Consider the following 12,261-nt stretch of genomic DNA (forward strand, 5'->3'; position numbering starts at 1 on the left):
ACTTGTCGATAAATGGAGATAACAATTCACAAAATGCGGAAACAGAAGCGTTTCCCGATGTTGATAACTTTGCCGTCCCTGCCGGCCGGCTGTGAATCGTACGGCAAATATACGACACCGGACACCCCCTTGTCAAGACCCCGATGCACTTTTTCCACATTTTATAGAAAAACTTCGGGATTTTGTCGTACCTTTGTTTCGCAAACCAACAGTTTTACACCTTATGGATGATGGTCATAGTTCCACGTATAGCCGTCGTGTCGTGCTTCAGCACGACGCCATTCATCTATGGTATCCAGCACGAAGATAACCTCCGCGCCGGATTGCTGTTGTCCGACCCCGCCGAAACAATCCAAGCCTTTTCCGAGCACAAAGCCGACATCGCCCTGATTCCGGCCGCCGCCATGCCGTCGCTGACAGACGCGCGCATCGTCACCGAATACTGCGTCGGAGGCGTTCCCGCATCGAAGGAGGCCCTGCTCGCCAGCGACGACGCGCTGGTCGGGGCGTGGAAACCGTTCGGAAAACTTCCCTGCGCCTTCGCCGTCTGGGCGGCGCACGCCGACACGGACCCCGACGCCGTCGAGACCTTGCAGCATGCCCTGACCTACGGACTCGAACACGGCTACGAGGCGATTCTCGAATCGGCTTTCGCGGCCGATCCCGGGCGCGCCTACGCGGAACTCGCACATTTCGACTACATCTTCGACAATCAGAAAGACAAAGCGCTGAAAAAGTTCTGGAACTCGGGCCTCAAGGCGGTTCCGAGAGCCAATCCCGGCTGAAGAGCTTAGCGGACCGGAGATCCGCCTCTCTGCACGTAAACGGATTCACGAACTTTAAGAGAGCGTCTTATGATTACAATTTACCTCAAGCAATACAACAAGATCATCCGCAATGCCGACACCAAGCTCTTCGATGAACTGGGCTACGACGACATCCTGTGGATCGACATGTTGCTGCCCACGATCAAGGAGCAGAAGGCCGTCGAGAACTTCATGGAGATCAGCCTCCAGACCAAACAGCAGGTCGAGGAGATCGAGTCGACGTCGAAATACTCCGAGAACGAGAACTCCATCATCTCCAACTCCAACTTCTTCGTCCCCACGGGCGACTCGTTCATCGTCGAACCGGTGTCGTTCATCATCTCGAACGAGGGTGTGCTGGTCTCGGTGCGCAGCGCCGAGTTCCGGACCTTCCGCGAGACGGAAAAACGGCTCCAGATGAACTACCGCAGCTATTCGACGGGCTACCACCTCTTCATTTCGCTGCTGGAGGTGCGCATCGACTTCGACGCCGACCTCGTGGAGCTGATCGCCAAGCAGGTCGCGGCGCTCTCGAAGGACATCAACTCCGAGAATTCGATCGACAAGGAGGTGCTGCACCGCATCAGCGCGTTGCAGGAATCGACCATGTCGCTGCGCGAGAATATCTTCGACCGCCAGCGCGTGCTGTCGGGCATCCTGCGTTCCGAACGTTTCCCCAACGACATCTATCCGCGCCTGCAGCTGATGATCAAGGACGTCAACTCGCTGATCAACCACGCCGATTTCAGTTTCCAGCGACTGGACTACATCCAGGACGCGGCGCTGGGTCTGATCAACATCGAACAGAACGAGATCGTCAAGATCTTCTCCGTGGCGGCGGTGATCTTCATGCCCGCGACGCTCATCGCTTCGATCTACGGCATGAACTTCAAGTTCATGCCCGAACTGGACTGGACGCTGACGCTCGGCAACGGCTGGAACATCCCCCTGGGCTACATCTTCGCCATCGGGCTGATGATCTTCTGCTCGGCCCTGACGATCTGGTACTTCAAGTACAAAAAATGGCTCTGACACTTCAAGTTCCGGCAGGACGCGGATTGCACCAAAACGCACAAGGGGGCTGTATTGTATACAGCCCCCTTGTGTGTCATCAGTACGGAGATACCTCCGGCAATCTGCAACCTATTCGTCGATAAAGTCGATATTCACCTCGCGCTGGAACACCTCCTGCAACGAAATGTTCGTCTCGGTGGTGGCGATGCCCTGAATGCGCAGAATGCCGTCGAAAATCGTACGCATGAGGTGTTCGTTGTCCACGCAGTAGAGTTTGACGAGGATGTTGCCCTTGCCGGTGATGAAATGCGCCTCGACGATCTCGGGGATTTTCCGCAGTTCCTCGACGGTCTGTTTCAGCAGCTGCGGGTCCTTGAGCGTGATGCTGATGTGGGCGCAGACGTCGAAGCCCATCATCTTGGGGTCGACGATCAGGCGGCTCCCGAGAATCACGCCCGACTCGTCGAGCTTGCGGATGCGCTGGTGAATGGCGGCGCCGGAGATGCCGCATTCGCGGGCGATCTCCAGAAAAGGCATGCGCGCATTCTTGATGAGGTATTTGAGGATCTTGCGGTCGATCGCGTCCAATGCGGTTTTAGCCATGGCAGTAAGTTATTTGATGACATTCAGTTCTTTGCCGACCTTCGTGAAGGCGGCGATACAGCGGTCGAGCTGTTCGATGGTGTGGCCTGCGGAGACCTGCACGCGAATGCGCGCCTGACCCTTGGGAACCACCGGGTAGTAGAATCCCGTGACGAAAACGCCCTCGTCCTGCAATTTCGCGGCGAATTCCTGCGACAGTTTGGCGTCGTAGAGCATCACGGCGCAGATGGCCGACTGGGTGGGTTTGATGTCGAAACCCGCCGCCATCATTCCGGCACGAAAATGTTCGACGTTGGCCACCAGCCGGTCGTGCAGTTCGTGGCTCTCCGCGAGCATCTTAAAGGTCTCGATCCCGGCGCCGACCACGGCAGGGGGCAGCGAGTTCGAGAAAAGGTAGGGACGCGAACGCTGGCGCAGCATGTCGATGATCTCCCTGCGGCCGGTGGTGAATCCGCCTACGGCGCCTCCGAATGCCTTGCCGAGCGTACCCGTGAGGATGTCCACCTGCCCGCGCAGGTCGTAGAGTTCGGTGATGCCGCGGCCCGTTTCGCCCAGCACGCCCGCCGAATGGCACTCGTCGACCATCACCAGCGCGTCGTACTTTTCCGCCAGAGCGCAGATCCGATCGAGCGGTGCGGCGTTGCCGTCCATCGAGAATACGCCGTCGGTGACGATGATGCGGAACCGCTGGGCCTGCGCCTTCTTCAGGCACTCCTCCAGTTCGCCCATGTCGGCATTGGCGTAGCGGTAACGCACGGCCTTGCACAGACGCACGCCGTCGATGATCGAAGCATGGTTCAGCGAATCGGAGATGATGGCGTCCTCCTCCGAAAAGAGCGGTTCGAACACGCCGCCGTTGGCGTCGAAGCAGGCGGCGTAGAGAATCGTGTCCTCCGTACCGAAATAGTCGGCGATAACCTTCTCCAGCTCCTTGTGGATGTCCTGGCAGCCGCAGATGAAGCGCACCGACGACATGCCGTAGCCGCGGGCATCCATTGCTTTCTTCGCCGCCTCGATCAGCCGCGGATTGTCCGACAGTCCGAGGTAATTGTTGGCACAGAAGTTGAGCACCTTCCGACCTGCAACCTCGATCTCGGCCCGCTGGGGCGAAGCGATGATCCGTTCCCGTTTGTAAAGCCCTGCCGCCTCGATTTCGGCGAGTTCATGTTGCAGGTGCTCCTTGATTTTCCCGTACATATCCGTTAATTTTTTGATGAAATTCCGAGTGCAAAGTGTCGATCTGTTACAAATGTACGATAAATTTCCGAAAACAGACACTCCCCGAACGCTTTTTTCTCACGCCGGGTTACAATTTGTTATTCGCCACGCCACCAAGGCTTCCGGGCGGTTTTTTCGGCGGCGTTTTTTTGCCGCCGCATAATTTTTTAATACCTTTGTTGCTCAAATAACAACCAGCTACCTATGAAAAAATCGTGTGTATTGGTCAGCGGCGGTGCAGGCTACATCGGCTCGCACACCTCCGTGGAACTCATCAACGCCGGCTACGACGTGGTGATCGTCGACAACCTTTCGAACAGCGACCTCAACGCCGTCGAAGGCGTGCGCAAGATCACCGGCGTGGACATCCCCTTCGTCGAGGTCAACTGCTGCGACCGGGCGGCTTTCCGCAAGGTCTTCGAACAGTACGAATTCGACTCGGTGATCCACTTCGCAGCGTCGAAAGCCGTGGGCGAGTCGGTGCAGAAGCCGCTCGAATACTACGGCAACAACCTCACCTCGTTTATGAACGTCATCGGCCTGATGCGTGAATTCGGCCGCCGGAACATCGTCTTCTCGTCGTCGTGCACCGTTTACGGCGAGCCGGAGAAGCAGCCCGTGACGGAGCAGACGCCCCGCAAGCCGGCCACTTCGCCCTACGGCAACACCAAGCAGATGTGCGAGGACATCCTGCGCGACTCGCTCGCCGCCTACCCCGGCATGAAAGGCATCGCGCTGCGCTATTTCAACCCCATCGGCGCACATCCTTCGGCGCTGATCGGCGAACTGCCGCGCGGCGTGCCGCAGAACCTCGTGCCCTTCATCACGCAGACCGCCGCCGGACTGCGCGAGTGCCTCTCGGTCTTCGGCGACGACTACCCGACGCCCGACGGGTCGTGCATCCGCGACTACATCGACGTCGTGGACCTCGCCAAAGCCCACGTGGCGGCGATCAACCGCATGGCCGGCGACAAGAACAAGCAGGCCTACGAGATTTTCAACGTCGGCACGGGCCGCGGCGTCTCGGTGCTGGAACTGGTGCGCAAGTTCGAAGAGGTCAACCACCTGAAGCTCAACTACAAGATCGCACCGCGCCGTGCGGGCGACATCATCGCCATCTGGGCCGATCCCACGCTGGCGAACACCGAACTGGGCTGGACTGCCGAGCGCACGCTCGACCAGACGCTCGCCGCCGCCTGGGCCTGGGAGAAGCACATTCGGGGAATTAAAAATTAAAAATGAAAAATTAAAAATTGGGCGAGTCCCGACTCTGATAAAGTCGAGGCTCGCTTTTACAACTCACCGCAGACGTCCAAACGTTTTGGACAATTGCGGGTTGTGAAACAATTTTTAATCCCTAATTTTTAATTCTTAATTATTTACCTTATCTTTGCGCTCCCAAAGCAGGCGGAAATGGGATGCGGTCCGCGAGTCCGCATTGAGAACCGCCGAAGGCAACACACATTAAAAAACAAATTTTCATTATGAAAACCATTTCAGTCAAGGCCGTAAAACGCGCTGATTTCGGCAAGAAGGCCGCCAAGGCGATTCGCCGCGAGGGCATGGTCCCCTGCGTACTGTGCGGCAACGGCGAAACCGAGACCTTCTCGGTAGACCCCCGCGAGATCAAACCCCTGATCTACACCCCGAACTCCTACATCGTAGAGTTCGACATCGAGGGCAAGAAAGAGCAGGCCGTGCTGCGTGAGGCACAGTTCCACCCCGTACGCGAGGAGATCCTCCACCTGGATTTCTACCGCATCGCCGAGGGCAAACCCGTATCAATCGCCATTCCGGTACGCCTGACCGGCAACGCCGAGGGCGTGAAGGTCGGCGGTAAGCTGGCCCTGTCGGCCCGCAAACTGGTCGTCAGCGCACTGGTCGAGAACCTTCCCGACGAAATCGTCGTGGACGTTACGGAACTGGGCGTAGGCAAGACCATCTTCGTCGGCGACCTCGAGTTCGAGAACCTGAAGTTCATCACCCCCGCTACGACCGCCGTCTGCGCCGTTCGCGTAACCCGTGCGTCGCGCGGAGCTGCCGAGGCTGCGAAATAAGCCGGGAATATGAAATACCTCATTGTTGGGCTGGGGAATATCGGCGCCGAATACGCCGAAACCCGTCACAACATCGGTTTCAACGTGTTGGACGCCCTTGCAGAGGCGTCCAACACTGTTTTTACCACCCAACGTTACGGCGACGTGGCCGAAGCGAAGTACAAGGGCCGGACACTGGTGTTGCTGAAACCCTCGACTTACATGAATCTCTCGGGCAAGGCCGTCCGCTACTGGATGGACGCCGGGAAGATTCCGCCGGAGAATCTGCTCGTCGTTTCGGACGACATCGCGCTGCCTTTCGGCACGCTGCGCCTGCGCCCGAAGGGGAGCGCCGGAGGGCACAACGGACTGAAAAACATCTCCGAACTGCTCGGAACGGAGGAGTATGCCCGCATGCGCTTCGGCGTGGGCGGCGATTTCCCGAAGGGGCACCAGGTGGAATACGTACTGGGCGAATGGACCGACGAGGAACGGAAGGCCCTTCCCGAACGGCTGAAGGTCTTTGTCGACGCCATCCGGTCGTTCGCGACCGTGGGAACCCAATTGACCATGACCAATTTCAACAAGAAATAGGAAAAGCGGCTTTCGGGCCGCTTTTTTGCATTTCCGCTTTTTTTCGTTACCTTTGAGGTTGTACGACCCTTTTAAAGGTCCGGAGGTTTTGCCGAACCGCAAGACGGTTCGGTTTTGGATACGTTCCGGCTTTTTAGTACCTTTGTAAGGAGAGTTCCGACTTTATTGCGTTCTTGACATAGTACGTTGTATCGAAGCATCTGAAATTTTGGCGAATTTTATGCACAACAGATACAGCACCCCCGGAAGGGTGTGTGCTGTTTTCTGGTTGTGCAGGGCCCGCCAAAAGCCTCAGATGCCGGGATTCGGCGCCGCCCTTTCGTTTTGCGCGGACCTGCCGGATTCCGCTGAAAAAAGAACCCGGCAGGATGCCTTCTTTTTCTCTTCAAATTCTTCAGGAAAAAGACGGGATTGCGCTCCTGCCGGGATTCTCCTTTTATTCCTCCTCGTCGTAATAGATCTCCTCCATCAGCCCGTCCAGTTCGCGCCGCTCCTTCTTGGTCGGACGGCCCGTACCGCGGTCGCGGACGATGAAGATCGTCTCGCGCGGAACGTTGAGTTTGTCCAGCTCCTCCTGCGGAGTAACGTTGAGACAGTAAAGAGGCACGTTTTTCGCCGGCTGACGGCTCGACACCAGATCGAGCACCTTGTAGGAATAGGTCACCTGCATTTTGCGCACGGCGATCACATCGCCGATTTTCACCTCGCGCGAAGGCTTGGCATAAGCGCCGTTTACCGTCACCTTGTTCGTGCGCACGGCATCTGCGGCATCACTGCGGGTCTTGAACACCCGCACCGCCCAAAGATACTTGTCCAAACGAATATCGTCCATATCACTTGATGTTTTGCTCCATTTTTTCCAGCAGGCTCCCCTTGCCGTAACCCTACCATACATCCTGAATCCGGCCGTCGGGAGCGATCAGCACGAAATGCGGAATTTCCTTTACCCCATAACGCATCCCAAGCCTGGTATCTCCGTCTACAAGTTCGTTCCATTGGTTTCCGACCAACTGCTTTTCGGCAATAAACTCCTTCCACACCGGCTTCGGGTCTTGGCTGATGCTCACAACCGCAACCCTGCCGGCATACTTTCGTGCGATCTCTTGCAGTTCGGGAATCGCCTGTACGCACGGACCGCAGCCCGCACTCCAGAAATCGAGCAAAATATATTTCCCGATGAATTCCGCCAGGCGATGCAGATTCCCATCCGCATCGTACAGATCCCCGTCCACCAGCCGGTCTCCGACTCCGACCGCCGGAGCCGGATTGAGATAAGCGTCAATCCGCCGGCCCATCGGAGACTGCCGCTGTTCTTCCGTCATCCGGTCGTAAAGCGCAAGCATTTCGGCCTTGTGAGCTGTACCTATTCCGAACTGCAAAAGACGGGCGCATTCGGCCAGTTTGTTCAACCAGACCCGCGTCACGGGAGCCGTCTGCATACGACGGACGGTTTTCTCCGACACTTGCCCGAACAGCTCCATATAACGGGCAAAATCCTGCTGTGTATTCAGCATGTCCTGAAACCAATTCAACTCACAGATTTGAGGTTCGACCAGAGCACGGTACATGTCTTCGTCCGCCTGCTCCGCAATGTCCGAAGCGGCCTCCCAAAGCCAAGCCTGCTTATCCTCACCACGGACCTCGATACGTTTGCCGGGGGCAACCCAAACATCGAGCGTACCGCCCCGGTAATCCCCAACCGTCACACTGATCTGAACAACTTTCGGGAAAGCGACCGTATCCCGGAAGGAAAACCGACCGCCTGCCAGCGTATCCACGCCTATTCCCCGCAACATTTGCCCCTGCGGTTCATACAGACGCACTACCGCGCCGTCGGGCACGTTCTCGATTTTTCCGACAATCCGGAATTCGCCGGCGGGAACGGCGGGAGCGCAAGCCGTTGCGGCCACCGCGGCAACAAGCAGGGAGAGCGGTTGTTTCATCGGTTTTCTCCTATTTTTCGTACAACGTTTCGCTTTTCGGCCGGTCGTGCGACTGTTCGTCGTTCTGGCGGCTGACGCTCAGGATCATCCCGAAGGCGATCATCGTGAAGAGCATCGACGAGCCGCCGCGCGAAATCAGCGGCAGGGTCTGCCCCGTCTCGGGGATCAGGTTCACCGTCACCATGATATGCAGCAGCGCCTGACACGTGATCAGCAACGCAAGCCCCAGCACCAGCAATCCCGGAAAGGCGGTTCCGCACCGCCGGAATATCTCGATTCCCCGGAAGAAGACCCACAGGTAGAGCATCAGCAGCAGCACGGCCAGGATGAAGCCGTACTCCTCGACGAAAAAGGCATAGGCATAGTCGCTCTCGGGGTGGATCATCTCCACGCGCATGGCGCTCTGCCCGGCGCCTTCGCCCAGGATGCCGCCGTTGTAAATGGCGATCATCGAACGCTCCGTGTCGGAGAGGTGTTCGATGGGTTTCTCGGTCTGCGACTTGGTCCAGAGGTGAATCCACGTCGAAACGCGCCCTTCGGCGGTCTCGCTGCGCCCGAGGTTCAGCGTCATAATAACGACGATGGCCGCAACGCCCCATCCCACGAGTTTCATCAGCTCCCCGAAACGGACGCGTCCGATGAGCATCATCACCCACGACGCCAGGCACACCAGCACGGCCGACGAAGTGTGCGCCGGAAAGATCACCATTGCCGAAACGACGACCGGCAGCAGAATGGGGCGCGTACCCTCGCGCCAGATTTTTCGCTGCACGGGCGACGAACGCCACGTCCAGAACTTCCACGTCGGCACGATGCGTATCTTGTCGATCTTCGACTGCCGTCCGGCGAGCTGCCGGGCGAGGAACAGCACCGTGGCGACCTTCAGCGCCTCGGAGGGCTGGAACTGGAAGGGGCCGAGCGGAATCCAGCGGGCTGCGCCGTTGGTCGTTGCTCCGATGAAATAGACGGCGACGGTCAGCGCCACCGAAAGAAAATAGGCCGGCCGGGCCAGAAGATTGTAAATGCGGCAGTTGATCTTCTGCACGGCGACCATGATCAGCAGGCTGCCGACCAGCAGCAACAACTGCTGACGCAGGAAATGCGCCGTCGTACGGGCCGTATGGGCGTCGTAGGCCATCTTGGCCGTCGAGGAGTAGACCACCAACACCGAGATCACCGCCAGCGCGGCGACGATGATCCACAGCACGCGGTCGCCCGTAAAGAGGCGGAACCCCGATTTCCCGGCCGTTCCCGTCCCGCAGGCGCACTCCTCGCCGGAGGCCGCGTCACCGCTCCCCGAAGTCCGCCTGCCGCCGCGCGGCGCAGCGTCGCGCGCCGCCTCCGCCGTCGCCCGGTCGTCGTATCTGCTCTCGTCCCGCACCATCGGCTATGCTTTTTCTTCGACCCAGTTCTTGAACAGTTCGCCGCGGTTCTCGTAATTCCGGAAAAGATCGAAACTCGCGCAGGCAGGCGACAGCAGCACCGCATCGCCGGGACGCGCCGCGGCCTTCGAGGCCGTCATGGCCGCTTCGAGCGAATCGGTCGAGACCACCTCCGGGACCACGCCCGTGAACTCCCGGACCAGTTTGGCGTTATCGAGACCCATGCACACCAGCGTGTGCACCTTCGCCCGGGCGAAGGCCTTCAGCGGCTCGTAATCGTTGCCCTTGTCGGTCCCGCCGGCGATCCACACCACGGGGCGCGTCATGCTCTCCAGCGCATAGTAAACCGAATCGACGTTGGTGGCCTTCGAGTCGTTGATCCACAGCACGCCGTCCTTTTCCGCCACGGGTTCGAGCCGGTGTTCGACGGGCGCGAAGGCGTAGAGCGATTTGCGGATCTTCGCCGGGGCGACGCCCGCCGCAAGGGTCGCGAGGGCCGCGGCCATGGCGTTGTAGGCGTTGTGAAGCCCCTTGATCTGCAACTTTGCGGTGTCGATCTCCACCGACGCCTTGCCGGCCGTTGCGGTGAATTTTCCGTCGCAGAGAAACGCGTCGCCCGCACCGCTCGCCACGGCGTTTTTAGCGGCGAAGGGCAGCTGGCGCATCCTCAAATCGTACTTCGGAATCTCGTTCCAGATCACCTCGTCATCGCCCGAGTAGACGAACCAGTCGCGCGAGGTCATATTCTGCACGATTCTCATTTTCGAGTCGGCATAGTTCTGAAAACAATGGTCGTAGCGGTCGAGGTGATCGGGCGTAATGTTCATCAGCACCCCGACATGCGCCCGGAACCGATACATTCCGTCCAACTGGAAAGAGCTCAATTCCAGCACATACCAATCGTAGTCGCCCGTAGCGACCGACCAGGCGAAACTCTCGCCGATGTTGCCGCCGAGGGCGACGTTCATCCCCGCGTCGCGCATGATCTTGTAGATAAGCGACGTGGTGGTGGTCTTCCCGTTCGATCCGGTGATGCAGATACATTTGGCCTTGCCCATATAGCGGCCCGCGAACTCCATTTCGGAGATCACCGGAATGCCCGCCTCGCGGATCTTGCGCACCATCGGGGCCGTATCGGGAATGCCGGGCGACTTGACGACCTCCGTGGCCGCGAGGATGCGCTCCTCGGTGTGGCCGCCCTCCTCGTAGGGGACCTCCCATTCGTCCAGCTTGGCCTTGTAACGGTCGGCAATGCGCCCCGCATCGGAGAGGAAGACCCCGAACCCCTTCTTTTTGGCGAGGATCGCGGAACCGTAGCCGCTGATTCCCCCGCCCAGAACGACGATCTGTTTCATATTATCTTATTTTCAGCGTTACCAGCGTAATGGCCGCCAACAGCAGCGAGATGATCCAGAAACGGAGAACGATCTTGGTCTCGAAGATGCCCTTTTTCTGGTAGTGGTGGTGGACCGGAGACATCAGCAGGATGCGACGCCCTTCGCCGTAGCGGCGTTTGGTGTACTTGAACCAGCCGACCTGCATCATCACCGAGAAGCTCTCCACGAGGAAGACGCCGCACAGCAGCGGCAGCAGCAGCTCCTTGCGGATGCAGAGCGCGAAAACGGCGATCACGCCGCCGATGGCCAGCGAACCCGTGTCGCCCATGAAGATCTGGGCCGGGAAGGAGTTGTACCACAGGAAACCCACCAGCGCCCCCACCAGCGCCGCGGCGAAGACCACCATCTCGCCGCTGCCCGGGATGTACATGATATTGAGGTAGTCGGCATAGACGATGTGGCCCGAAAGATAGGCCAGCACCCCCAGCACGGCGACGATCGGGACCGAAACTCCCGTCGCCAGACCGTCCAGGCCGTCGGTGAGGTTGGCGCCGTTCGACACGGCCGTCACCACGAAAATCGCGACCAGCACGTAGAGAATCCATGTGGCAACGGAGTTTCCGCCCGTCAGCCATCCGTAGTCGAACTCGTTGTTTTTGACGAAGGGGATGGTCGTCTGCGTGGTCTTGAGGCTCTCGGAGCTGACGACCACGTGGCGCTGAACCGTTTCGAGCACCGTGCCGTTCTCGTTCAGATAGACCGTCTGCACGGGCTGCGTGACCTTCTCGCGCACGACGATGTCGGGCGAGAGCCACATGGTCGTTCCGACGATGACGCCGAGGCCCACCTGCCCCACGATCTTGAAACGGCCCTTCAGCCCCTCCTTCCTGTGGCGGAAAACCTTGATGTAGTCGTCCAGACCGCCGATCAGGCCGAGCCAGACCGTCGACACGAGCAGCAGCTGGATGTAGACGTTGTCCAGCTTGCCGAAGAGCAGCATCGGGACCAGGATGGCGACGAGAATGATCACGCCGCCCATCGTGGGCGTGCCTTTCTTCTGCAACTGGCCCTGAAGCCCGAGGTCGCGGATCTCCTCGCCGATCTGCTTGCGGCGCAGGAAGTCGATGATCGAACGTCCGAAGATAATGACGATCAGCAGCGAGAGGATGATGGCTGCCGCGGCGCGGAAGGAGATGTACTGGAACATTCCCGAGCCGGGGAGGTCGTAGGCCTCGTCCAGGTACCTGAATAGATGGTAAAGCATGGTTTCAATTAAAAATTAAGAATGAAAAATTAAAAATTACCATACGATGGCATTACGACAAGCG

General features: G+C 58.7%; 12 protein-coding genes. 5 read left to right on the top strand and 7 right to left on the bottom strand.

The annotated features are described in order from the left end of the window. The first annotated feature begins 227 nt into the window (after window positions 1–227). Window positions 228–785 carry an MqnA/MqnD/SBP family protein gene (locus DWW03_RS04115; protein WP_118406358.1) on the top strand — a complete coding sequence of 186 codons (558 nt, stop codon included), beginning with the start codon at window positions 228–230 and terminating at the stop codon, window positions 783–785. A 69-nt stretch (window positions 786–854) separates the two neighbouring features. Further along, complete coding sequence (locus tag DWW03_RS04120; RefSeq protein ID WP_015546853.1) at window positions 855–1,838, top strand: CorA family divalent cation transporter; 984 nt, start codon at window positions 855–857, stop codon at window positions 1,836–1,838. A 111-nt stretch (window positions 1,839–1,949) separates the two neighbouring features. Here the strand turns inward: DWW03_RS04120 and DWW03_RS04125 are convergent, their stop codons facing one another. Both DWW03_RS04125 and kbl read right to left on the bottom strand, forming a co-directional pair. After that, the gene (locus tag DWW03_RS04125) at window positions 1,950–2,423 is read right to left on the bottom strand and encodes an Lrp/AsnC family transcriptional regulator (RefSeq protein WP_022061173.1); all 474 of its coding nucleotides are present in this window, start codon (window positions 2,421–2,423) and stop codon (window positions 1,950–1,952) included. A gap of 9 nt (window positions 2,424–2,432) precedes the next feature. After that, window positions 2,433–3,620 (bottom strand): glycine C-acetyltransferase, encoded by a 1,188-nt coding sequence (gene kbl / locus DWW03_RS04130; RefSeq protein ID WP_022061174.1) that lies wholly within the window; start codon window positions 3,618–3,620, stop codon window positions 2,433–2,435. A gap of 225 nt (window positions 3,621–3,845) precedes the next feature. Between kbl and galE the strand changes: the two genes are divergently transcribed. The 3 genes from galE (at window position 3,846) to pth (ending at window position 6,271) form a co-directional block, all read left to right on the top strand. Further along, the gene (gene galE, locus DWW03_RS04135) at window positions 3,846–4,877 is read left to right on the top strand and encodes a UDP-glucose 4-epimerase GalE (protein WP_022061175.1); all 1,032 of its coding nucleotides are present in this window, start codon (window positions 3,846–3,848) and stop codon (window positions 4,875–4,877) included. 248 nt (window positions 4,878–5,125) lie between these two features. Then, a complete protein-coding gene (locus tag DWW03_RS04140) occupies window positions 5,126–5,698 on the top strand; it encodes a 50S ribosomal protein L25/general stress protein Ctc (RefSeq protein WP_015546855.1) in 573 nt (190 codons plus the stop codon). A gap of 9 nt (window positions 5,699–5,707) precedes the next feature. Next, a complete protein-coding gene (gene pth, locus DWW03_RS04145) occupies window positions 5,708–6,271 on the top strand; it encodes an aminoacyl-tRNA hydrolase (RefSeq protein ID WP_015546856.1) in 564 nt (187 codons plus the stop codon). Between the two features lie 436 nt (window positions 6,272–6,707). On the opposite strand, the gene DWW03_RS04150 is transcribed toward pth, so the two are convergent. The 5 genes from DWW03_RS04150 to mraY are packed head-to-tail and all read right to left on the bottom strand — an operon-like array spanning window position 6,708 to window position 12,197. After that, entirely contained in the window at window positions 6,708–7,103 is a 396-nt protein-coding gene (locus DWW03_RS04150) for an RNA-binding S4 domain-containing protein (RefSeq protein WP_015546857.1), read from the bottom strand. A 52-nt stretch (window positions 7,104–7,155) separates the two neighbouring features. Then, complete coding sequence (locus tag DWW03_RS04155; RefSeq protein WP_022061176.1) at window positions 7,156–8,214, bottom strand: TlpA disulfide reductase family protein; 1,059 nt, start codon at window positions 8,212–8,214, stop codon at window positions 7,156–7,158. Between the two features lie 10 nt (window positions 8,215–8,224). Beyond that, window positions 8,225–9,598: an FtsW/RodA/SpoVE family cell cycle protein gene (locus DWW03_RS04160; RefSeq protein WP_118406359.1), complete on the bottom strand. Its 1,374-nt coding sequence runs from the start codon at window positions 9,596–9,598 to the stop codon at window positions 8,225–8,227. 3 nt (window positions 9,599–9,601) lie between these two features. Beyond that, window positions 9,602–10,951: a UDP-N-acetylmuramoyl-L-alanine--D-glutamate ligase gene (gene murD, locus DWW03_RS04165; RefSeq protein ID WP_022062120.1), complete on the bottom strand. Its 1,350-nt coding sequence runs from the start codon at window positions 10,949–10,951 to the stop codon at window positions 9,602–9,604. 1 nt (window position 10,952) lies between these two features. Then, complete coding sequence (mraY, locus tag DWW03_RS04170) at window positions 10,953–12,197, bottom strand: phospho-N-acetylmuramoyl-pentapeptide-transferase (protein ID WP_022062121.1); 1,245 nt, start codon at window positions 12,195–12,197, stop codon at window positions 10,953–10,955. Between the last annotated feature and the right edge of the window lie 64 nt (window positions 12,198–12,261).

The sequence above is a fragment of the Alistipes sp. AF14-19 genome (genome assembly GCF_003461645.1).
GTDB classification, from domain to species: domain Bacteria; phylum Bacteroidota; class Bacteroidia; order Bacteroidales; family Rikenellaceae; genus Alistipes; species Alistipes shahii.

What these genes read in the sequence shown, in the direction of transcription:
- DWW03_RS04140 (WP_015546855.1), top strand. Translation starts at nt 5,126, where the DNA reads ATGAAAACCATTTCAGTCAAGGCCGTAAAACGCGCTGATTTCGGCAAG.
- DWW03_RS04150 (WP_015546857.1), bottom strand. Translation starts at nt 7,103, where the DNA reads ATGGACGATATTCGTTTGGACAAGTATCTTTGGGCGGTGCGGGTGTTC.
- DWW03_RS04160 (WP_118406359.1), bottom strand. Translation starts at nt 9,598, where the DNA reads ATGGTGCGGGACGAGAGCAGATACGACGACCGGGCGACGGCGGAGGCG.
- murD (WP_022062120.1), bottom strand. Translation starts at nt 10,951, where the DNA reads ATGAAACAGATCGTCGTTCTGGGCGGGGGAATCAGCGGCTACGGTTCC.
- DWW03_RS04115 (WP_118406358.1), top strand. Translation starts at nt 228, where the DNA reads ATGATGGTCATAGTTCCACGTATAGCCGTCGTGTCGTGCTTCAGCACG.
- galE (WP_022061175.1), top strand. Translation starts at nt 3,846, where the DNA reads ATGAAAAAATCGTGTGTATTGGTCAGCGGCGGTGCAGGCTACATCGGC.
- mraY (WP_022062121.1), bottom strand. Translation starts at nt 12,197, where the DNA reads ATGCTTTACCATCTATTCAGGTACCTGGACGAGGCCTACGACCTCCCC.
- DWW03_RS04125 (WP_022061173.1), bottom strand. Translation starts at nt 2,423, where the DNA reads ATGGCTAAAACCGCATTGGACGCGATCGACCGCAAGATCCTCAAATAC.
- kbl (WP_022061174.1), bottom strand. Translation starts at nt 3,620, where the DNA reads ATGTACGGGAAAATCAAGGAGCACCTGCAACATGAACTCGCCGAAATC.
- pth (WP_015546856.1), top strand. Translation starts at nt 5,708, where the DNA reads ATGAAATACCTCATTGTTGGGCTGGGGAATATCGGCGCCGAATACGCC.
- DWW03_RS04155 (WP_022061176.1), bottom strand. Translation starts at nt 8,214, where the DNA reads ATGAAACAACCGCTCTCCCTGCTTGTTGCCGCGGTGGCCGCAACGGCT.
- DWW03_RS04120 (WP_015546853.1), top strand. Translation starts at nt 855, where the DNA reads ATGATTACAATTTACCTCAAGCAATACAACAAGATCATCCGCAATGCC.